The sequence below is a fragment of the Methylobacterium sp. PvR107 genome, assembly GCF_017833295.1.
GTDB lineage: Bacteria > Pseudomonadota > Alphaproteobacteria > Rhizobiales > Beijerinckiaceae > Methylobacterium.
In genome coordinates, this window is record NZ_JAFIBW010000001.1 from 1521254 (window position 1) to 1540511 (window position 19258).

The following is a 19258-nucleotide window of genomic DNA, read 5'->3' on the forward strand; positions in this document are numbered from 1 at the left end:
GCCGAGCCCCGGCGAGATGCAATCTTGGGGCTGGGAGGCGAGCCGGCAACAGTCGATTGGTCGCAGCGACCGGCGAAAGCAGCGTTTAAGCGCTGCATCCAGCGCGCGGATTTTCCGCGGCGAGGGTCGATCGCGCCGGGTGTCGCGCGCAGGATAGCCAGGTTCACGTTTGCGAGAGCGCTGCAGCGCGGCATCGGCTGACCGCGTGAGGTGATGCCAATCGGTTGGCATGTCCGGCGCCGACGTGGTTTGGGTTCGGCATCATGGCCATCGAACTCACGCAGAATCGTCCAGCCGCAACGCCGGATGCGACCGTTCCGCCGCGCCGCTTCCCTGTCATCGACGCGGCGCGCGCGGCGGCCCTCGCCGCGATGGCGAGCTATCACACGCTCTGGGATCTCGGGTTCCTGCGGTTGACGGCCGAGAACTACGCTCTGACCCCGGCCGGGCGGATCGCGGCCGAGATGATCGCCGGCAGCTTCCTCGTGCTTGTCGGCGTCGGGCTGGTCTTGATGAACGGTCGCGGCGTGCGGCCGAGACCAACGGTTCTGCGCCTCGCGCGGATCGGCGGCGCCGCCCTCCTCGTCACGCTCGGAACAAGGATCGCGTTTCCGGACGCGTTCGTGTTCTTCGGCGTTCTGCACTGCATTGCGGTGGCAAGCCTGCTGGGCCTCCCGTTCCTGTTCGCGCCGATCGCCGTCACCGTGTTGGCGGCCGCAGCGATCGTCGCCGCGCCGCACGTGGTCCACGCGCCCGTCCTCGATGCGCCGGCCCTCTACTTCCTCGGCCTCGGATCCGGGACGCCCCGGACCAACGACTACGTGCCGCTCTTTCCCTGGTTCGGGCTCGTCCTCGCCGGGATCGCGGTCGGCAGGATCGGCCTGCCCCGGCTCTCGCGCTCTGCCTTGGGCGCCTGGGTACCCCTTTCGGCGATCGGCCGGGGCGCGACCTGGGCCGGACGCCACAGCCTGGCGATCTACCTGATCCACCAGCCCGTGCTGCTGGCGCTCCTCACCGGCGTCGTGGCGCTCACGGGCGCCAATCCGCGGGCGGGCCTGCGGGCATTCCGGGCGGATTACGTGGCGATCTGCACGCGGACGGGCGGCGAGCGGCCCTTGTGCCGGATCGCGGCCCGCTGCACCTCCGACGCGCTGCTCCGCGAGGATCTCTTCCGTGAGGACGGACGACCGTTCAGCGGGCCTGAGCGCCTGCGGGCGCAGGAACTCTCACAGCAATGCTACGCGACCCTGGAGCAGGCCGCCCGGACGGAGCGCTGATACGCTCCGCGACCCACGCGACGCATTCCGAAGGTCCGCTCAGTCCTTGGCGCGCTCGACATAGGCGCCATCGGCCGTCATGACGACGACACGGGTACCGGCGGCGATGTGCGGCGGCACGGTGGTCCGCACGCCATTCGAGAGCGTCGCAGGCTTGTAGGAGGACGAGGCGGTCTGCCCCTTCAGGACCGGCTCGGTCTCGGTAACCTCCAGCGTCACGCGCTGCGGCAGCTCCACGGTCAGCGGCACACCGTTGTGGACCGAGAGCATCACGGCCATGCCCTCCTGAAGGTACGGGGCGGCATCGCCGACCACGTCCGGAGGCACGGCGATCTGCTCGTAATTCTCGGGATTCATGAAATGAAACCCTTCGCCGTCGCTGTACAGGAAGGTGTGCTCGCGATCCTCGACGAAGGCGCGCTCGACCTGCTCGGTCGTCCGGTAGCGCTCCGACACCTTCACGCCGTCGGTGATGCGGCGCATGTCCAGCTGGGTCACCGGCGTGCCCTTGCCGGGATGGATGTTCTCGGCGAACAGGATCACGTAGAGCTTGCCGTCCTTCTCGACGACGTTGCCCTTACGGAGCGTTGAGGCGATAACCTTCACGGAATAGCGTCCTGCATTGACAAGGGGGGCGGCACGCGCCTAGCGCGGGCACTGCATCTCGGACCACGCCACTATCGCATCTCCGTTCCGGTTGCCAGCGGGCCGGCGGGAACGGTCGTCCGAGTATACCCTCTTCCCGATCGCGACGCTTCATCCCGATGTCGAGGGCGGAACAGGGCCAGGGGATGCGTATGCTCCGGAACGAGCTGCCTGTGCGAAGCCGTGCACGCCGACGCCGACTGGCGTCACGTCGGTGCGATTTGCTGGGCCGGCCGTGACGGCGCAGGGTATCGATTGGTGGTCGCCCGAGCGCCATGCCGATCGCCGGCCGGCGCTTCTCATGCGCAACCGGATCCTGTCGGCGTTCCGGGATTGGTTCAGCGCGCGGGACTTCGTCGAGGCCGACGCGGCCTGCCTTCAGGTCTCACCGGGCAACGAGGCACATCTGTCGGCTTTCGCCACCGAGGCCATCGGGGCAAGCGGGACACGGACGCCCCTGTTTCTGCACACGTCGCCGGAATTCGCCTGCAAGAAGCTGCTGGCTGCCGGCGAGACGCGGCTGTTCAGTGTCGCACGCGTGTTCCGCAACCGTGAGCGCGGGCCGCTGCATCACCCAGAATTCACGATGGTGGAATGGTACCGCGTCGGCGCGCCCTACCGCGTGCTGATGGAGGACTGCGCCGATCTGCTGAAACTCGCGGCCGAGACGGCCGGCCTGCGCCGCTTCACCTATCGCGGCCGGGAGGCCGACCCGTTTGCCCAACCGGAGCAATTGACGCTGGCCGAGGCGTTCGACCGTTTCGCCGGCATCGACCTCCTCGCCACCGTCGCGCGGAGCGGTGAGACGGACCGCGATGGACTCGCTGTCGCCGTGACGGGCGCGGACCTGCGAGTCGCCGCGGACGATACCTGGGCCGATCTGGTCTCCCGTGTGCTGGTCGCGCGGATCGAGCCGCATCTGGGCGTCGGGCGGCCGACCTTTCTGTGCGAATACCCGGTCAGCGAGGCGGCCCTCGCCCGGCCGGCCCCGCACGATCCCCGTGTCGCCGAGCGCTTCGAACTCTACGCCTGCGGGGTCGAACTCGCCAACGCCTTCGGTGAGCTCACCGATCCGGTCGAGCAGCGGCGCCGCTTCGAGGCGGAGATGGCGGAGAAGCTCCGCGTCTACGGTGAGGCGTATCCGATCGACGACGAGTTTCTCGCCGCGCTGGCCGTCATGCCGGAGGCCTCCGGCATCGCGCTCGGATTCGACCGGCTGGCGATGCTGGCCTGCGGCCGGACCCGCGTTGAGGACGTGATCTGGACCCCTGTCGCGGAGACGGCGCCGTGAACCGTGTTCTCCGGAGCGCCGAAGATCTGGCGGAAGCAGGCCTGATCTCGGCTGCTGAGACCGAGGCGTTGCGGGCGGTGCTCGCGCGCTACGCCGTCTCGGTGACGGCCGACATGGCCGAGCTGATCGACCCCGCTGATCCCGAAGACCCGATCGCCCGCCAGTTCATCCCGGATCCCCGGGAGTGCACGACGGTCCCGGAGGAGCGCGCCGACCCGATCGGCGACGCGGCCCACGCGCCCGTGGCCGGCATCGTCCACCGCTACCCCGACCGCGTGCTCCTGAAGCCGCTGCATATCTGCCCGGTCTATTGCCGCTTCTGCTTCCGCCGGGAGATGGTCGGACCGGAGGGGCTCGGGACCTTGACCGAGGCCGAACTCGACGTGGCCCTGGCGTATATCGAGCGGGATCCGCGCATCTGGGAGGTGGTCCTCACCGGCGGCGACCCGTTCGCGCTCTCGTGCCGGCGGCTCGGAACCATCGCGCAGCGCCTGTCGCGCATCGATCATGTGCGCGTGATGCGGCTTCACACGCGCGTGCCCGTGGTGAAGCCCGAACTGGTCACCGACACCCTCGTCCACGCGCTGCAACGCTTCGAGGGCGCGGTGTTCGTGGCCCTGCACGCCAACCACCCGCGCGAGTTCACATCCGCTGCCCGCGCAGCCTGTGCCAGGCTGGTTGATGCCGGCATCCCCATGGTCAGCCAATCCGTGCTGCTGCGCGGCATCAACGACGACGCGGCGACACTTGAGGCTCTCATGCGGACCTTCGTGGAGAACCGGATCAAGCCCTACTACCTGCACCAGGGCGATCTCGCCCCGGGCACGGGACACATGCGCACCGGCTTGGCGGAAGGGCAGGACCTGATGCGCGCGCTCCGCGGGCGCCTCTCGGGCCTCGCCCAACCGACCTACGTGCTCGACATCCCAGGCGGCCACGGCAAGGTGCCGGTCGGACCGAACTACCTGCGCGAGACCGGCGACGGCGCCCGGGTGACGGACCCGAACGGTTGCGAACATCCCTATCCACCGAAGGCGTAATGGAGATCGTTTGACGATGCGCAGGCTTTGGGGACGCCTCACTTCGGTGAACGTGCAGAAGGCGGTCTGGGCGCTGGACGAGGCCGGGCTGGATTACGAGCGCGTGGAGGCCGGCGGTGCCCATGGCGTGGTCGACGATCCCGCTTACCGCGCGATGAACCCGAACGGGCTCGTCCCGACCCTGGAGGAGGACGGCTTCGCTCTCTGGGAGTCGAACGCCATCCTGCGCTATCTGGCCGTCGTCGCCCCTGCCCTCGCGCTCCCGGCCGATCCGCATATGCGCGCCCATGTCGAGCAATGGGCCGATTGGCAGGCCACGAGCTTCACGCCCGCGATGCGCGACGCGTTCTGGCAGCTCTTCCGCGCGGCCGAACCCGATCGCGCGCTGGTTGCGAATTCGCTGAGGAAGAGCGAGGCGATGGCCGCGATCCTCGACGCCCATCTCGCCGATCGGACCTACGTGGTCGGCGAGCGGTTCGGTATCGCCGACATCGCCCTCGGCTGCGCGGCCCATCGCTGGTTGAACCTTCCTGCGGAGCGGGTCGAGCGCCCGGCCCTGCGCCGCTGGTACACGCGCATTGCAGCCCGGCCGGCCGCTGCCCGGGCACTCGGCGAACCCATCGGCTGAGATCGAGGCCGGGCTTGTCGAAGGGCCCGTGAGATCCACCTTGGCGGAGCGCCGCCGGAACGGGGGCTGCATTTCACGGAGTCCCTGATGGCAATCGACCCGACCCTGCGCGACGCGCTATCCGCCGTGACGCCGGCGAGTCTCGCCCGGGCCCTGACTCGGGCCGGAGTGAAGGCCCATAGCGCCCAGGGGTTGACCGGACGTGGTGGGCGCGCGATCGGGACCGCCTACACGTTGCGGATGATCCCGGCGCGCGACGATGCCGTGGGCGATCTGGCGGCGGCGATCGACGCGATTCCCGAAGGCGCCATCGTGGTGATCGACGCGGCCAATTCCGGACTGGCCCTGCCGTTCGGATCCATCCTGGCGGCGCGTCTCGCGCAGGGTGGGGTCGCGGGCCTGGTGACCGACGGTGCCCTCCCGGCCGAGGTTGGGCTGCCCGTCTGGTCTATGCCTGAAGCCGCGATCGGAACGCTCGCGCTGGTCGGCACGCAGCAGCCGGTCTCCTGCGGAGGTGCCGCGATCCATCCGGGCGACGTCGTGGTCTGCGCGGACGGTGGCATCGTCGCGGTACCCGCCAGGCTCGCCGAACAGATCGCCCTGGAGGCGGTGGAACAGCAGCGCCTCGATCTGTGGATCCAGCGCGAGGTCGAGAAGGGCGCGAGCCTCGCGACCCTGCTGCCGCCGGACGCCGCGGCCCGGGCCCGGTTCGAGGCCGAGACGAAGCCGGCCTGACCGCAGTGTTCTTCCCGCTCTCGAAGGTGATCTACTTCGTGATCACCCCGTCGAACGCCTTCATCTTCGCCGTTCTGGCCGGTCTTCTGCTGCTCGCAGCAACCCGCCTGCGCCGCACCGGGTTCGGCCTCGCCGTCGTCGGGGGCCTCGGCCTTGCGCTCGGTGGATTGTCGCCGCTGTCGGAAGCGATGCTGCTTCCGCTGGAGCAGCGCTTTCCCGCCTATCCGCCAGACGGACCTGCCCCGGCCGGCATTATCGTCCTGGGCGGCGGCATCGAAGCCGGCCTGTCCGAGGCGCGCGATCAGATCGTCTTCAACGATGCGGCCGAGCGGCCGATCTACCTCGCCGACTTGGCGCGCCGCTTCCCGACAGCGCGGCTCGTCTTCTCGGGGGGCAGTGGCTTCATCCGTGGCGGCATCGCGGAAGCCGACATCCTCAGTCGCCAAGCGGATGTCATCGGCGTCCCGCGCACCCGCCTGATCCTGGAGAACCGCTCCCGCAACACCCAGGAGAACGCCGCCTTCTCGGCATCCCTCGTCCAGCCGAAGCCCGGGGAGCGCTGGCTGCTCGTAACGTCGGCCTGGCACATGCCCCGCGCCGTCGGCTGCTTCCGGCAGGCCGGCTTCATAGTGGACGCCTTCCCGGTCGACTACCGGACACGCGGTTGGGGCGACCTGACGCGCTTCAACGGTTTTGCCTCGGACGGATTGTTTCAGCTCGATCTGGCCGTGAAGGAGTGGATCGGGCTCGTCGTCTATCGGTGGTCCGGCTACACGCCGGATTGGCTGCCGGGTCCCGAGGATCCGGCGGGCAGCGCCAACCGATAGATTCCGCGGAAATCGTCCGGATCCACGGGTTTGCCCTTCCGCAGGATCGCGATCCGGCCGGCATGGGCGAGGCGCACGGCGACCCGGCGCACCGGTTGCATCAGGGGCCCCCACCCGTCGGGATGCGGGCCGCCCAGAGCCCGGGCAACTTCCGAGGGGCAGACGGTCTTGTCCGCGCCACGCTCGGTCACCAGGCCGAGCATCGCAGTCTCGATGGCTGCGTCGTCGGGTTTCGTATCGGTCATGTCCGTGCCTGTTCCGCCGAAGCTCCGAGGGGTCCCTCGTGCGGGCCTTCCCCGACTTCGAGCAACGTGTTGCGGATCTCCGAGGCGAACTGACGGCGCCACATGATGATCACGACCGCGGATGTCGAGACGATGAGCACGTAGGGACTGACGAACCAGCCGAGATAGGCAAGCGCGAAGAAGAAGGCCCGCTGTCCCCGCGCGAAATGCCGGCCGGCGCTGACATTCATCGCGGCCAGGCGTCGGACCGCCCGCAGCATCTCGGCTTCGCTCGCGCCGGAACCCTTCGACGGCACGGTGCCCAGCAGGATCGCCGCGTAATTGAACAGCCTGTAGGCCCAGGCGAACTTGAAGAAGGCGTAGACGAAGACCAGCGCCAGCCCCGCGACCTTCAGCTCCCAGGTCAGCCGGTTCGCCATAGTCCCGAATGGGAGCGTCGCGAAGAGGTTCAGCACATCGTCGCCGGAGCGCGACAGGGTCAGAACCGATCCGAGGGCGATCAGGGAGGTCGATGCGAAGAAGGCGGTGCCGTTCTGCAGCGAGGCGTTGATCTGGGTGTCGACGACGCGGTTGTCGCGGCTGATCACCTGCCGCGCCCAGTTGGAGCGATGGCCGTTCATGATCTGGCTCAACGACACCATGCGCCCGCGAAGACGCCCGACGGAGAGCCCGTACGCCATCCAGGCCACGATGAAATAGACGAGGGCCCCGAGATCGAGGGGGGAGAAGGCGGCACTTCCGGCGGTCAGGTCGGGCATGGTCTCCGGATCGCGGGCTCGACGGTGGGGCGCGATGCCATACCAGCCCGCATGCCGATGCAGAACCCGCCCGGTGCGGCCGTCAAGCCCGCCGAGACTTGGCCGTCAGCCGCGCAGGATCTCGAAGCCGCTCACGCTAGGGACGTCGTCGCACGTCCGAACCGTGACGTCGGTGACCCGGGCGCCGGGCGGCCCGGACCAGCACAGCGTCTCCATTTGTGCCACGGCCTCGCTCGGTCCGCGGAACACGGCCTCAACCGCACCGTCGTTGCGGTTGCGCACGGTGCCGACGAGATTGCGCGCACGGGCCTCGGCTTGGGTCCAGGCCCGGTACGACACGCCCTGCACGCGACCTGTGATGACGACGGCGACCGTCCGTATCTCGCTCATCCAAGCCTTTACCTGCCGAACGGAGCCCGCGCGGCGAGCGCACGGGCCCGTGTCGTCCTATTCGGCTGCGATGGGGCGACGGAGCCCGGCATCGGCCACCGTCCGGGTCGCACCGGTCCGGACGTGGGTGGAGTAGAGCATCAGACCCGTGAAGGCGATGCCGCCGACGATGTTTCCGATGAGCGTCGGGATCTCGTTCCAGAGCAGGTAGTCCATGACCGTCAGGTGGCCGCCCATGAGGATCGCCGACGGGAACAGAAACATGTTCACCACCGAGTGCTCGAAGGTCATGAAGAAGAACACGGTGATCGGCATCCACATCGCAATCACCTTACCGGGCACGGAGGTGGACAGCATGGCGCCGATGACGCCGGTCGACACCATCCAGTTGCACAGCATCGCGCGGATGAAGAGCGTCAGCATGCCCGACGCGCCGTACTTCTCGTAGCCGAGCGTCCGCGCCTCGCCGATCCCGGCGATCAGCTTGCCGACGGCGTTCGGCTCGGTGGCGAATCCGAAGGTGAAGACGATCGACATCATGACCGCCGTGGTCAGCGCGCCGGCGAAGTTGCCGAAGAAGACCAGAACCCAGTTGCGGGCGATCCCCGCTACCGTCACGCCGGGGCGCTTGTCGATCAGGGCGAGCGGCGTGAGCACGCAGACGCCGGTGAACAGATCGTAGCCCAGCAGGTAGAGCATCGAGAAGCCGACCGGGAACAGCAGGGCTGCAACCAGCGGTTGGCCGGTGGTCTGGTTGATGGTCACCGCGAAGGCGGCGGCGAGCGCCAGGATCGCCCCGGCCATGTAGGCTCTGATGAAGGTGTCCTTGGTCGCCATGAAGACCTTCGCCTCACCGGCATCGACGGCCTTCTTCACGAAATCGGCGGGCGCCAGATACGACATGCACAACTCTCCCTCGCAGGCGGCCGGCAATCGTCGTTGACCGACGGGCGCGCTGCGCTATCGCGGATCGCCGCAGGACGCGGTGCTGCCCGCCGCCCTCCAGCTCGGTCGTGCCCAAGCATGTCGCGTACCAGTTGGCCGCCGATCAGGCCGGGAGGCCACGCGACCAAGTGCGGAGTTCCCGGACATAGGCTGGCGGTAGCTGCGCCGCGCGTGCCGCCGCGACGACGGCTTCCAAGTAGCCCGGCCGCGGGCGGCCCGGTGCGGCCGAGCATCCGCGATAGATCAGGGCGCGCTTCACGCCGCCCGTGGTCCGGACCGGGAGGCTGGCTTTCGTGTACAGGCCCCCTGCCACGCCCTCATAGCGATCGAGAGCCGGGATGTCGTCGAGAGCCAAGTCCCAGACCACGCCCCGGACGAGGCGGCCGGGGGCGCGCACCACCGAGGCGTAGCCTTCGCGCATGATGATGAAGCGATAGCCTGGAAGATGGCCGCCGCCGATCAGCCGCGAAACCGGGCACCGCAGCGCCATCGCGGCGGCATCCATGTTGGCGCCGTAGGCGAAGTAGAGGGGCACGCAGCGGCGACGAAAACGGTCACCCGCCCGCGGGCGGATCGAGGCGTCGGGCGGCGCGATGGTTCGCACGCACGGCGGCATAGGCAATCACCACGGTGTTTGCCGGGATGCCGAACGTGACGAAGAGCCAATCGTAATTCACGACTTCATGCTCCGGAGGGCACGCCTTGCGCCGTAAGGTAAGATGCAACCCGTCCACAGCCAAACCAGCGTGAACACCGCATTCTCGAACCGCAGGGCCGTGCGTTCGGGACACCGAAGTTGGCTGGGGTCATTGGCGTCACGAAGCCGATGGCGACGTAGGCGACGGCGACGTTGTTCAGCGCCGTCGCCAGCAGCTTGGTCTGCTCGTTGTGGACTGCGCTCACGCCGAACGCCCGTCGGCCTCAGGCGAATTCGAGGATCACCGCATCCACCGCGAGGCTGTCGCCCTCCTTGGCGTGGATCTTACTGACCGTGGCATCGCGCTCGGCGCGGAGCACGTTCTCCATCTTCATGGCCTCGACGACCGCGATCGGCTCGCCGTTCTTCACCTCCTGGCCCTCGGCGACCAGGATCTGCTTCACGAGGCCCGGCATCGGGCAGAGTACCTGCTTGCCCGAGCCGGCCTGCTCCTTGACCGGCATCAGAGCGGCGAGTTCGGCTTCGCGGCGCGTGTAGACCCGGGCCTCGGCGGCCGCGCCGGCGTGCTGCAGGAACACACCGTTGAGGAGGCTGCGCACCTGGATCGCCACACGCTCCGACCCGATCGTGCCGATCCAGACCGGCTCGCCCGGGCGCCACGTGCTGGCTACCGTGAGGGCCGTGCCGTCGGGCTGGGTGACCAGCAGGTCACCGGCCTCCGGCTCCACGGTGACGGAATAGGATTCACCCGCCAGGATTACGACGCGGTCGCGCTCGAAGGCGAACAGGCCCGGCGCGCGCATCTGGCCGGAGATCCCGCGCTTGCGCTGGTTGAGCTTATGATCGATCGCGGCCGCCGCCGCCATCATGCGGACCGCCACAGGTCCGGCAGGCTCGGGCGGGACGAAGCCATTCGGAAACTCCTCGGCGATGAAACCCGTGGAGAGTCGTCCCTCCTGCCAGCGCGGATGCGCCATCAAGGCCGACAGGAACGGGATGTTGTGGCGGATTCCGTCAATGGCGAAGGCATCCAGCGCCTCGCCCTGCGCGGCGATCGCTGCGGCGCGGGTCGGCGCCCAGGTCACGAGCTTGGCGATCATCGGGTCGTAGTGGATCGCGATCTCGCCGCCCTCCTCCACGCCGGTATCGTTGCGCACGATGGCCGCGCCCTGCTGGCCCTCCTCCGGCGGACGGTAGGTGGTCAGCCGGCCGATCGAGGGCAGGAAGTTGCGGGTCGGGTCCTCGGCGTAGACGCGGCTCTCCACCGCCCAGCCGTTGAGCTTCACGTCGTCCTGGGAGATCGGCAGCTTCTCGCCGGCCGCGACCCGGATCATCAGCTCGACGAGGTCGAGGCCGGTGATCATCTCGGTCACCGGGTGCTCCACCTGCAGGCGGGTGTTCATCTCCAGGAAGTAGAACGACTTGTCCTGACCGGCGACGAACTCGACCGTGCCGGCCGAATCGTAATTCACCGCCTTCGCCAGCGCGACGGCCTGCTCGCCCATCTTCCGGCGGGTCTTCTTGTCGAGAAGTGGCGACGGCGCCTCCTCGATCACCTTCTGGTTACGCCGCTGAATCGAGCACTCGCGCTCGCCGAGATACACGACGTTGCCGTGCTTATCGCCGATCAGCTGGATCTCGATGTGCCGCGGATCGGTGATGAACTTCTCGATGAAGACCCGGTCGTCGCCGAAGGAGGACGACGCCTCCGACTTGGCGCGGGCGAAGCCTTCGGCGACCTCGTCGCTTGAGAAAGCGATTCGCATGCCCTTGCCGCCGCCGCCTGCGGAAGCCTTGATCATCACCGGATAGCCGATCTCGTCGGCGATCTTCTTGGCGTGCTCAGGGGACTCGATCACGCCGAGGAAGCCCGGAACGGTCGAGACCTCCGCGGCGGCCGCAGCCTTCTTCGATTCGATCTTGTCGCCCATCGCGGCGATGGCGCCCGGATTCGGGCCGATGAACACGATGCCGGCGGCCTCGAGCGCCTTCGGGAAGGCCTCGCGCTCGGAGAGGAAGCCGTAGCCGGGATGGACGGCCTGGGCGCCGGTCTGCTTGCAGGCCTCGACGATCTTCTCGATCACGAGGTACGATTCGGACGCTGCGGCGGGGCCGATATGGACCGCCTCGTCGGCCATGGCGACGTGGACGGCGTCGCGGTCGGCATCGGAGTAGACCGCAACGGTCCTGATGCCCATTCTCCGGGCGGTCTTGATGACCCGGCAGGCGATCTCGCCGCGGTTGGCAATCAGGATCTTATCGAACATCGCTGGCGCACTGCTTTCGAGATCGCCGGATTGCACACCGGCTTGACTGTCCCGATAAATCAGTTGCGCCGCGGACGGAAGCTGCGCCTTTGTCGGAGACTCAGGCCGCGAGGGCGAAGGACATGCGGGTCGGCTGAACCGCGTCGCGGATCCAGCGGTTGGCCGCGAGGGCGAAGGCCATCAGCGACTCGGCGCTGCCCTGTGCCTCGCGGACGACTTCCATGGCGATCCGGGCGCCGACCGGGCTCGGGCCGTCGCGGCCGCTGAGCGAAGACGCGAGCCAGGTGGCGACGTCGCGGTCAATGTAGCCCGTCGGACGGGTGCCCCACACGGCGAAGTCGACGACCGATGCCACGAGGAAGTCGGCGAAGGCGTCCGAGCCGATCACCGCGCGCTCCAGGGCGATCAGCATGTCGGCGTCCTCGCGGTTCATCAGGCCATCGGCCAGAACCTCGCGCTTCAGGACCAGCAGGTCCTCGTCGCTGATCGTACCGGCCGAGACCGCATGGTTGCAGAACTGTTGAACGGAAATCATGGTCATGGTCGCCTGCTCCTCCGGCCTTTGCTGCGGCCGGTGCTTGTCCCTGTGTGTCCTCAACTTACGGGACGGCTTCCCTGCCAGAAGTTAATGGCCAGATCTGAACGGAAGTTCAGGTAAACACCCCACGAGCAAGCAGGCTTATTGGGACGTTGACCGGTTGCGTTACCGGACGATGACCGACGCCCCGACCGGGACGCGGTTGTAGAGGTCAACGACGTCGATGTTGCGCATGCGGATGCAGCCCGAGGAGACCGCCTGCCCAATCTTCTCGGGCTCGTTGGTGCCGTGAATCCGGTACAGCGTGTCCTTGCCGTGATCCGACAGGTAGAGGGCGCGGGCGCCGAGAGGGTTCATCGGGCCGCCCTGCATGGCGTGGACGTGCGGCCAGCGCTTGATCATCTCGGCCGGCGGATTCCACGCCGGCCACTCGGCCTTGCGGTCAATCCGGGCCGTGCCGGTCCAGCCATAGGCCTCGTCGCCTACGGAGACCCCATACCGGATCGCCTTCCCGTCCGGCAGGACGAGGTAGAGCTGACGCTCCTTCGTCTCGACGACGATCGTGCCGGGCGGCTCATGCGTCGGATCGCTCACTTGGTAGCGGGCGAAGTGCGGGTCGAATTCGGCGTTCGGGACCAGCGCCATGAATTCCGCATCGCGCGCCGAGAGCGCCGGATCAGGCACGCCCTTGAAATTGCAGCCCGTCAGCAGCAGCGCGCAGGCAAGAACCGGTGTGATGCGCATGCCCGCTCTCCGGGTTCGGTTCGCGAGGCCGGACAGGCGAAAGGCCCGGCCTCGTCGTTGAGAAGATTCGGTGAACCATAGGCATGGTGGGCACCGCGCCGTAGTCCGCGCGTTGCGCCCATGGCACATTGCCGGCTCCTGTTGCAGGCGCGCGACAGGACCGCATCCGGGAGCGACCGTCGTGACCACCCTCTACGTGAGCCATCCCGCCAGCTTCGACCACGAGGTTCCGGAAGGGCATCCTGAGCGGCCGGCGCGGATGCGCGCGGTCGAGCGCGCACTCGAAGACGAGCGCTTCGCCGGACTTGTGCGCGCCTCGGCACCACGGGCCGAGCTCGAGACCGCCACGCTCGCCCATCCGCGCGAATACGTCGACGCCCTCGCTGCGGCGATCCCGGAGAGCGGGATGGTCGGAATCGACTCCGACACGATCCTGTCTCCGGGCAGCCTGGAGGCGACCCTGCGGGCGATCGGCGGGGCCAACCACGCCCTCGACGCCGTCATCGCGGGCGAGTGTCGCAACGCCTTCGTGGCGATGCGGCCGCCGGGTCACCACGCCGAACGCACCCGGTCGATGGGGTTCTGCCTGTTCAACCACGCCGCCATTGCGGCCCGCTACGCCCAGGAAAAGCATGGGGCGGAGCGCGTGGCCCTCGTGGACTGGGACGTCCACCACGGCAACGGCAGCCAGGACATCTTCTGGGACGATTCGACGGTGCTCTACTGCTCGACGCACCAGATGCCGCTTTTCCCGGGCACGGGGTCTGCCTCCGAACGGGGCGACAAGAACACCATCGTCAACGTGCCGCTGCGGCCGAACGACGACGGCGAGGTGTTTCGCGAAGCCTTTGAGACCGGCATCCTGTCGCGTCTGGAGGCCTTCCGGCCCGACGTGATCGTGATTTCCGCGGGCTTCGATGCCCACCGCCTGGATCCGCTGGCGAACCTGCGGCTCGAGGCGGAGGATTTCGGCTGGGCGACCCGCCGGCTGATGGACCTGGCCGATCGCTGCGCCGAGGGCCGGATCGTTTCGGTCCTGGAGGGTGGCTACAGTCTCGAAGGCCTGGCCAAGTCGGTGGCCGCGCATGTCGATGCACTGATGGGTCGGTAGGCGGCTCTCCCGGATGGGGCATCGCCGGCACACGCACGAGAGCACCGTCCCATCCAATCCCAGCATCCTGAAAGGCCGGAGTATGGCGCTGGCCTCGAATGAGCCCTCCAGCCAGCGCTGCGATCTCTGGAAACCGCCTTCGAGGCTTGCTGACGCGGTCACCTCAGGATGAGGGGTTGAGCGGGATGTCCGTAGACGGTTCAACTGTCATGTACCGCGCGGTTTGCCAACGCGGATCGGTTTCGCGCCTGTCCAAGCCTGGGGTCGGAATGATGACGGCATGCATCCGCGCTACCTCTCCCGCGCTGAATGATGATGTCTCGGATTTCGGCCGGTGACGCAGGCGAGTTTTTTGGCCTACGCCCTGGCGCTGGGTGTCGCTGCCGCGATCCCCGGCCCCGGCGTTGTGGCACTCGTCGCCCGGTCGCTGGCTTCGGGCTTCTGGGCCGGCATGGCATTCGCCGTGGGGCTGATACTGGGTGACCTGACCTTCCTCGCGGCCGCCGTGTTCGGGCTGACCCGCGCGGCCGAGGCGCTCGGCGACGTGTTCGTTGTGGTCCGGTTCGGCGCCGGCCTGTATCTCGGCTACCTCGCTGTCCAGCTCTGGCGCACCGCGGCGCGCACGCAGCCCGTTGCGGGCCGCGAAGCCGATAGCCCCTTGGCGAGCTTCCTGGCCGGGCTCACCGTGACGCTCGCCAACCCCAAGACGATCGTCTTCTATCTCGCGGTGCTGCCGACTCTCCTGGACCTGCGGACCGTCTCGCAGAGTGACTTCGCGACGCTCGTCGCCGTCACCACCCTCGTCCTGGTTGCCGTGATGACACCATACGCGGCCCTGGCGTCGCGGGCGCGGCATGCCCTGCAGAGTTCGGCGTTCCATCGGCGGCTGAATCGCAGCGCCGCCGCGATCATGGCCGGCGCCGCGATCTGGACGGTCGCGCGCCGCGCCTGATCACGCTCGTTACGCCTCCAGCGGCTCGTCGCCCAAGTGCTCGATGCCGAAGCCCGACAGGCCGACATAGGCCCGCGACGAGGTGGCCAGATTGCGGAACGACACCACGCCGAGGTCGCGCAGGATCTGGGCGCCCAGCCCAATTTCGCGCCACTGACGCGCGCGCTGCGCCTCGGTGCCTTCCTCGGTGACGCTCTTCATCGGCACGCCAGCCGTGCCGTCCCGGAGATAGACCAGCACCCCGCGCCCGGCCGCGGCGAACCGCGTCAGGACGGCATCGATTTGCTTGCCGCCGCCGATCACGTCGGCGACGACGTTGGAGCGGTGCAGGCGCACGAGGACGTCCCGGCCGTCGCCGATTTCGCCGACCACGAAGGCGAATTGCTGGATCGTCTCGAAGGGCGTCGAGAACACGTAGGCCGTGACGTCGCCGTGCTTCGTCTGGACGGGGAAGTGCCCGACACGCTCCACCAGCCTGTCGCGGGCCTGCCGGTAGGCGATCAGATCGGCCACCGAGACCCGCTTGAGATTGTGCGTCTCGGCGAACGCGTCGATCTGCGGCCCCTTCATGACGGTGCCGTCGTCGTTGGCGAGCTCGCAGATCACGCCCACCGGCGGCAGCTCGGCGAGGCGGCAGAGATCCACCGCGGCCTCGGTGTGGCCCGAGCGCATGAGCACTCCGCCGTCCCGGGCGATCAGCGGAAAGACGTGGCCCGGCCGGACGAAGTCGCCGGCGCCCATGTTGCCGTTGGCGAGCGCCCGGACCGTGTTGCAGCGCTGCTCCGCGGAGATGCCGGTGGTCAGGCCGTGCTTGACGTCCACCGTCACCGTGAAGGCGGTCCCCAGCGGCGCGTCGTTGGAGGCCACCATCGGGTCGAGATGCAGGCGCCGCGCCTCGGCCAAGGTGAGCGGCGCACAGACGATGCCGCAGGTGTTGCGGATGATGAACGCCATCTTCTCCGGCGTGCAGAGCGAGGCGGCGACGACGAGATCGCCCTCGTTCTCACGATCGTCGTCATCGGTGACGACGACGATCTCACCTTTGGCGAAGGCCGCGATGGCCTCGGTGACGGTGCAATGGGGCACGGGCATTCTCGAGATGTTGGAGCCGGGACCGGGATCAGGGCTGCTGCCCGACCTGTCCGCGATGGCGCAGATAGTGATCGGCCAGCACGCAGGCCATCATGGCCTCCGCCACCGGCACGGCGCGGATGCCGACGCAGGGATCGTGGCGGCCCTTGGTGACGAGGTCCACCTCGGTGCCGTCGCGCGTCACCGAGCGACGCGGGGTCAGGATCGAGGAGGTCGGCTTCACCGCGAAGCGCACCACGACGGGCTCGCCGTTGGAGATTCCGCCCAGGATGCCGCCCGCATGGTTGGCAAGGAATCGCGGGCGGCCCCCATTGCCGGCGCGCATCTCGTCGGCGTTGTCCTCGCCGCGGAGCGCGGCTGCCGCGAAGCCGTCGCCGATCTCGACGCCTTTGACGGCGTTGATCGACATCATCGCGGCGGCGAGATCCGCGTCGAGCTTGCCGTAGACCGGCGCGCCGAGACCCGGCGGGACGCCCTCGGCCACGACCTCGATCACGGCGCCTACCGAGGAGCCGTCCTTGCGGATCGCGTCGAGATAGGTCTCGTAGAACGCCGCCGTCTCGGCGTCGGGGCAGAAGAACGGGTTGTTGCCGATCTCGGCCCAATTCCAGCGCGTGCGGTCGATGGCGTGCGGGCCCATCTGGACCAGGGCCGCCCGGATGGAGACGCCCGGGATCACCTTGCGCGCAACGGCGCCGGCGGCGACGCGCGCCGCGGTCTCCCGTGCCGAGGAGCGCCCGCCGCCGCGATAATCGCGGATGCCGTACTTGGCGTCGTAGGTGTAATCGGCGTGGCCGGGACGGTAGCTGTCGCGGATCTCCGAATAATCCTTCGAGCGCTGATCCGTGTTCTCGATCATCAGCGCGATCGGCGTGCCGGTGGTGAGCTGGCGGCCGGCGGTCCGGTCGTCGGCGAAGACGCCGGACAGGATCCGAACCTGATCGGGCTCGCGGCGTTGCGTTGTGAAGCGCGACTGACCGGGCTTGCGCCGGTCGAGCTCCGCCTGGATCTCCTCGGCTTCGAGGGGCAGGCCCGGCGGGCAGCCATCGACGACGCAGCCGAGCGCGACCCCGTGGCTCTCGCCGAAGGTCGTGACGCGGAACAGATGGCCGAAGCTGTTGTGGGACATGGCGCCGCTGCCTTAGCGCGGGAGCGCCGAGGGCACAAACGCGGCCGGTGCAGAGCGGAACGGCGGACGCGATGGGTCCGCATGACCGCGCCGTCCTTGCGAACGCAGCGAAGCAAACCCGGGCGGCGGCACATGGATCGCCGCCGCTGGATCGCTTCGCTGCGCGCGCACCCCGACCGGGGGAGCGATCTGCGGCGTCAGGCGCCTCGGCCGGAGCCGGGCAGATCCAGCCCGCCCCGCGCCTTCAAGGCTCGATAGGCCGCAACGGCTGCGGCGAGATCGCGGCGCAGCCGATGCTCGTCGCCGAGATCCGCGAGATCGTAGCTGAGCCCGAGGATATGTGCGGCCTCGTAGCCCTCCGGCAGCGCGCCGGCGCTGCCCAGGGTGATCGCGTCATTCGGCAGAAAGCCGGCGACATCCGACAGGCGCGCCCGCAGGGCCGCGCCGCTGGCCCTGAGATAGGCTTCGGCGCCTGGACCATGCTGGCGGATCGCCGCGACGGTCCCTTGAGCCAGCGACAGGTGAACCGCCTGGCGGTGCGCCGGAAACAGGTAGACGAGGTAATAGCCGCGGGTCGCGCTGGTGGTAATGGCCGGGTCGAAGATCGCGACCCACGGAACGGCCGCCCATCTGCTGCCGCGTCCCGGGCTGCCCTTGACTAAGAACGGGCCGTCGATCGGCTCGAGGGCGCTGCGCAGCTCGTCGGGGATGCCCTTGCGGATGACTGCGGCCAGGGGGTGTCCGGCTGGCGGGTCCAGTCGGGCAAGCGGATATTCCTCGACGACCCGCCGCAGCGCGTAGCCGAGGCTCACGGGCGCGCCAGCACCCCGCCGGTCATCTCTTCCCGCACTCCGGTGGTCGACGGGAAGGTGATCGGCAGGCCCTGGAGCGAGCGCACCGCCAGGTAGGCGAAGGCCTGGGCCTCAAGATAGGCGGAGGACCAGCCGATGGCGTCCGCGGTCGTGATCTCGGACCGCAGGTGGTAGTTCAGCAGTCGCACCAATTCGCCGTTGCGGGCGCCGCCGCCGGCCACGATCCAGCGGGTCGGGACCTCCGGCGCATGGTCGAGGGCCCGCGACACCGCTCGGGCCGTGAAGGCCGTGAGCGTCGCGGCGCCGTCCTCGGTGGAGAGCTGCCCGGCGAGCTTGTGCGAGAACCAGTTCCGGTCCAGCGATTTCGGCGGCTTCCGAAAGAAGAACGGGTGGGTCAGAAGCCAGGCGAGGAGCTGCTCGTCGGGCCGCCCGCGCGCGGCGGTGCGGCCGCCATCGTCGAGATTCTTGCCCTCGCGCTCCTGCATCCACTCGTCGATCAGGGCGTTGCCCGGGCCGGTGTCGAAGGCGATGACGCCGCCCTTGGAATCGATCAGGGTTGCGTTCGCGACGCCGCCGATGTTGAGGATGCCGAAGGGTCCGTCGAAACCCGAAGCCGCGGCGAGCGCCTTGTGGAATACCGGTACCAGCGGAGCGCCCTGCCCGCCCGCCTCGATGTCGGCCCGCCGCAAATCGGAGACCACGGGGATGCCGAGCCGGGTCGCAAGGGCCTGACCGTCGCCGATCTGGATCGAGATGCGCTGGTCCGGCCGGTGAATCACCGTCTGGCCGTGGAAGCCGATGACGTCGATCTCGGACGCCCGCAGCCCGTGCTCCGCCAGAAAACGCTCGACAGCCTCGGCATGGGCCTGCGTGACGAACGCTTCCGCCTCGGGCAAACGGCCCGGCCGGTCGCCGGGATGAAGGACCGACTCGGCATCCTTCGTGGCTGCGCGCAGGAGCGCCTTCTCGTCGTCCGAATAACCGCGGTAGCCGGTCGGCCCCAGCGGTTCCAGGAAGTTGTTGTGGCCCTTGACCACGTGAACCCGGTCGCCGTCGGTCTCGATCAGGGCGATGTCCACGCCGTCCAGCGAGGTGCCGCTCATCAACCCGATCGCGCGCATCATCGCCATGCCGACCTGCCCCGTGCCTTTCGGCCAACGCCCTGCTAAGAGCG

At 68.6% G+C, this 19258-nt stretch carries 22 protein-coding genes; 8 read left to right on the top strand and 14 right to left on the bottom strand.

Annotated elements, in window-relative coordinates; genetic code table 11:
- Nucleotides 1–263 precede the first annotated feature (263 nt).
- Entirely contained in the window at nucleotides 264–1277 is a 1014-nt protein-coding gene (locus JOE48_RS07030; protein WP_210028867.1) for a heparan-alpha-glucosaminide N-acetyltransferase, read from the top strand.
- A 39-nt stretch (nucleotides 1278–1316) separates the two neighbouring features.
- Here JOE48_RS07030 and efp read toward each other — a convergent pair whose 3' ends face one another.
- Nucleotides 1317–1883: an elongation factor P gene (gene efp, locus JOE48_RS07035; RefSeq protein WP_210028868.1), complete on the bottom strand. Its 567-nt coding sequence runs from the start codon at nucleotides 1881–1883 to the stop codon at nucleotides 1317–1319.
- A gap of 274 nt (nucleotides 1884–2157) precedes the next feature.
- Between efp and epmA the strand changes: the two genes are divergently transcribed.
- The 5 genes from epmA (at nucleotide 2158) to JOE48_RS07060 (ending at nucleotide 6443) form a co-directional block, all read left to right on the top strand.
- Nucleotides 2158–3213 carry an EF-P lysine aminoacylase EpmA gene (gene epmA / locus JOE48_RS07040; RefSeq protein WP_312893112.1) on the top strand — a complete coding sequence of 352 codons (1056 nt, stop codon included), beginning with the start codon at nucleotides 2158–2160 and terminating at the stop codon, nucleotides 3211–3213.
- The gene (locus JOE48_RS07045; protein WP_210028869.1) at nucleotides 3210–4253 is read left to right on the top strand and encodes a lysine-2,3-aminomutase-like protein; all 1044 of its coding nucleotides are present in this window, start codon (nucleotides 3210–3212) and stop codon (nucleotides 4251–4253) included. The genes epmA and JOE48_RS07045 overlap by 4 nt, the downstream gene beginning before the upstream one ends.
- Before the next feature lie 16 nt (nucleotides 4254–4269).
- On the top strand, nucleotides 4270–4881 hold the full coding sequence (locus JOE48_RS07050; protein ID WP_210028870.1) for a glutathione S-transferase family protein: 612 nt from the start codon (nucleotides 4270–4272) through the stop codon (nucleotides 4879–4881).
- Nucleotides 4882–4968: 87 nt separating this feature from the next.
- On the top strand, nucleotides 4969–5616 hold the full coding sequence (locus JOE48_RS07055; protein WP_210028871.1) for a dimethylmenaquinone methyltransferase: 648 nt from the start codon (nucleotides 4969–4971) through the stop codon (nucleotides 5614–5616).
- A gap of 5 nt (nucleotides 5617–5621) precedes the next feature.
- Nucleotides 5622–6443: a YdcF family protein gene (locus JOE48_RS07060; RefSeq protein ID WP_210028872.1), complete on the top strand. Its 822-nt coding sequence runs from the start codon at nucleotides 5622–5624 to the stop codon at nucleotides 6441–6443.
- Here JOE48_RS07060 and JOE48_RS07065 read toward each other — a convergent pair.
- From JOE48_RS07065 to JOE48_RS07100, 9 genes are all read right to left on the bottom strand, one after another.
- Nucleotides 6386–6688, bottom strand: a complete 303-nt coding sequence (locus JOE48_RS07065) for a DUF3253 domain-containing protein (RefSeq protein WP_210028873.1) — start codon at nucleotides 6686–6688, stop codon at nucleotides 6386–6388. The genes JOE48_RS07060 and JOE48_RS07065 overlap by 58 nt on opposite strands.
- Nucleotides 6685–7446, bottom strand: coding sequence for a DUF599 domain-containing protein (locus JOE48_RS07070; protein WP_210028874.1), 762 nt, complete (start codon nucleotides 7444–7446; stop codon nucleotides 6685–6687). The genes JOE48_RS07065 and JOE48_RS07070 overlap by 4 nt, the downstream gene beginning before the upstream one ends.
- 105 nt (nucleotides 7447–7551) lie before the next feature.
- Nucleotides 7552–7836, bottom strand: a complete 285-nt coding sequence (locus tag JOE48_RS07075; RefSeq protein ID WP_210028876.1) for an acylphosphatase — start codon at nucleotides 7834–7836, stop codon at nucleotides 7552–7554.
- Between the two features lie 57 nt (nucleotides 7837–7893).
- The gene (locus tag JOE48_RS07080; protein WP_210028877.1) at nucleotides 7894–8739 is read right to left on the bottom strand and encodes a formate/nitrite transporter family protein; all 846 of its coding nucleotides are present in this window, start codon (nucleotides 8737–8739) and stop codon (nucleotides 7894–7896) included.
- A gap of 145 nt (nucleotides 8740–8884) precedes the next feature.
- Nucleotides 8885–9316 carry a gamma-glutamylcyclotransferase family protein gene (locus JOE48_RS07085; RefSeq protein ID WP_210028878.1) on the bottom strand — a complete coding sequence of 144 codons (432 nt, stop codon included), beginning with the start codon at nucleotides 9314–9316 and terminating at the stop codon, nucleotides 8885–8887.
- Nucleotides 9317–9335: 19 nt separating this feature from the next.
- Nucleotides 9336–9458, bottom strand: coding sequence for a hypothetical protein (locus JOE48_RS30785; protein ID WP_280921301.1), 123 nt, complete (start codon nucleotides 9456–9458; stop codon nucleotides 9336–9338).
- Between the two features lie 244 nt (nucleotides 9459–9702).
- The gene (locus JOE48_RS07090; protein WP_210028879.1) at nucleotides 9703–11706 is read right to left on the bottom strand and encodes an acetyl/propionyl/methylcrotonyl-CoA carboxylase subunit alpha; all 2004 of its coding nucleotides are present in this window, start codon (nucleotides 11704–11706) and stop codon (nucleotides 9703–9705) included.
- A 100-nt stretch (nucleotides 11707–11806) separates the two neighbouring features.
- Entirely contained in the window at nucleotides 11807–12247 is a 441-nt protein-coding gene (locus tag JOE48_RS07095; RefSeq protein ID WP_210028880.1) for a hypothetical protein, read from the bottom strand.
- A 162-nt stretch (nucleotides 12248–12409) separates the two neighbouring features.
- Nucleotides 12410–12988: a L,D-transpeptidase gene (locus JOE48_RS07100; protein WP_210028881.1), complete on the bottom strand. Its 579-nt coding sequence runs from the start codon at nucleotides 12986–12988 to the stop codon at nucleotides 12410–12412.
- Between the two features lie 181 nt (nucleotides 12989–13169).
- Here JOE48_RS07100 and JOE48_RS07105 point away from each other — a divergent pair, with 181 nt between their 5' ends.
- Together JOE48_RS07105 and JOE48_RS07110 are read left to right on the top strand one after the other, a co-directional pair.
- Nucleotides 13170–14099 carry a histone deacetylase family protein gene (locus tag JOE48_RS07105; protein ID WP_210028882.1) on the top strand — a complete coding sequence of 310 codons (930 nt, stop codon included), beginning with the start codon at nucleotides 13170–13172 and terminating at the stop codon, nucleotides 14097–14099.
- A gap of 334 nt (nucleotides 14100–14433) precedes the next feature.
- On the top strand, nucleotides 14434–15051 hold the full coding sequence (locus JOE48_RS07110; protein WP_210028883.1) for a LysE family translocator: 618 nt from the start codon (nucleotides 14434–14436) through the stop codon (nucleotides 15049–15051).
- Nucleotides 15052–15060: 9 nt separating this feature from the next.
- Here JOE48_RS07110 and ribB read toward each other — a convergent pair whose 3' ends face one another.
- The 4 genes from ribB to JOE48_RS07130 form a co-directional block, all read right to left on the bottom strand.
- Nucleotides 15061–16137 carry a 3,4-dihydroxy-2-butanone-4-phosphate synthase gene (gene ribB / locus JOE48_RS07115; protein ID WP_210028885.1) on the bottom strand — a complete coding sequence of 359 codons (1077 nt, stop codon included), beginning with the start codon at nucleotides 16135–16137 and terminating at the stop codon, nucleotides 15061–15063.
- Between the two features lie 34 nt (nucleotides 16138–16171).
- Nucleotides 16172–17272, bottom strand: a complete 1101-nt coding sequence (aroC, locus tag JOE48_RS07120) for a chorismate synthase (protein ID WP_210028886.1) — start codon at nucleotides 17270–17272, stop codon at nucleotides 16172–16174.
- Nucleotides 17273–17469: 197 nt separating this feature from the next.
- Entirely contained in the window at nucleotides 17470–18084 is a 615-nt protein-coding gene (locus JOE48_RS07125) for a DUF3578 domain-containing protein (protein ID WP_210028887.1), read from the bottom strand.
- Nucleotides 18081–19214, bottom strand: a complete 1134-nt coding sequence (locus tag JOE48_RS07130; RefSeq protein ID WP_210028888.1) for an anhydro-N-acetylmuramic acid kinase — start codon at nucleotides 19212–19214, stop codon at nucleotides 18081–18083. The genes JOE48_RS07125 and JOE48_RS07130 overlap by 4 nt, the downstream gene beginning before the upstream one ends.
- Between the last annotated feature and the right edge of the window lie 44 nt (nucleotides 19215–19258).

Bases quoted from the DNA above. Each gene is read 5' to 3' on its own strand.
- JOE48_RS07030 (WP_210028867.1), top strand. From the start codon at position 264: ATGGCCATCGAACTCACGCAGAATCGTCCAGCCGCAACGCCGGATGCG.
- JOE48_RS07050 (WP_210028870.1), top strand. From the start codon at position 4,270: ATGCGCAGGCTTTGGGGACGCCTCACTTCGGTGAACGTGCAGAAGGCG.
- JOE48_RS07055 (WP_210028871.1), top strand. From the start codon at position 4,969: ATGGCAATCGACCCGACCCTGCGCGACGCGCTATCCGCCGTGACGCCG.
- JOE48_RS07065 (WP_210028873.1), bottom strand. From the start codon at position 6,688: ATGACCGATACGAAACCCGACGACGCAGCCATCGAGACTGCGATGCTC.
- JOE48_RS07070 (WP_210028874.1), bottom strand. From the start codon at position 7,446: ATGCCCGACCTGACCGCCGGAAGTGCCGCCTTCTCCCCCCTCGATCTC.
- JOE48_RS07075 (WP_210028876.1), bottom strand. From the start codon at position 7,836: ATGAGCGAGATACGGACGGTCGCCGTCGTCATCACAGGTCGCGTGCAG.
- JOE48_RS07080 (WP_210028877.1), bottom strand. From the start codon at position 8,739: ATGTCGTATCTGGCGCCCGCCGATTTCGTGAAGAAGGCCGTCGATGCC.
- JOE48_RS07090 (WP_210028879.1), bottom strand. From the start codon at position 11,706: ATGTTCGATAAGATCCTGATTGCCAACCGCGGCGAGATCGCCTGCCGG.
- JOE48_RS07095 (WP_210028880.1), bottom strand. From the start codon at position 12,247: ATGACCATGATTTCCGTTCAACAGTTCTGCAACCATGCGGTCTCGGCC.
- JOE48_RS07100 (WP_210028881.1), bottom strand. From the start codon at position 12,988: ATGCGCATCACACCGGTTCTTGCCTGCGCGCTGCTGCTGACGGGCTGC.
- aroC (WP_210028886.1), bottom strand. From the start codon at position 17,272: ATGTCCCACAACAGCTTCGGCCATCTGTTCCGCGTCACGACCTTCGGC.
- JOE48_RS07130 (WP_210028888.1), bottom strand. From the start codon at position 19,214: ATGGCGATGATGCGCGCGATCGGGTTGATGAGCGGCACCTCGCTGGAC.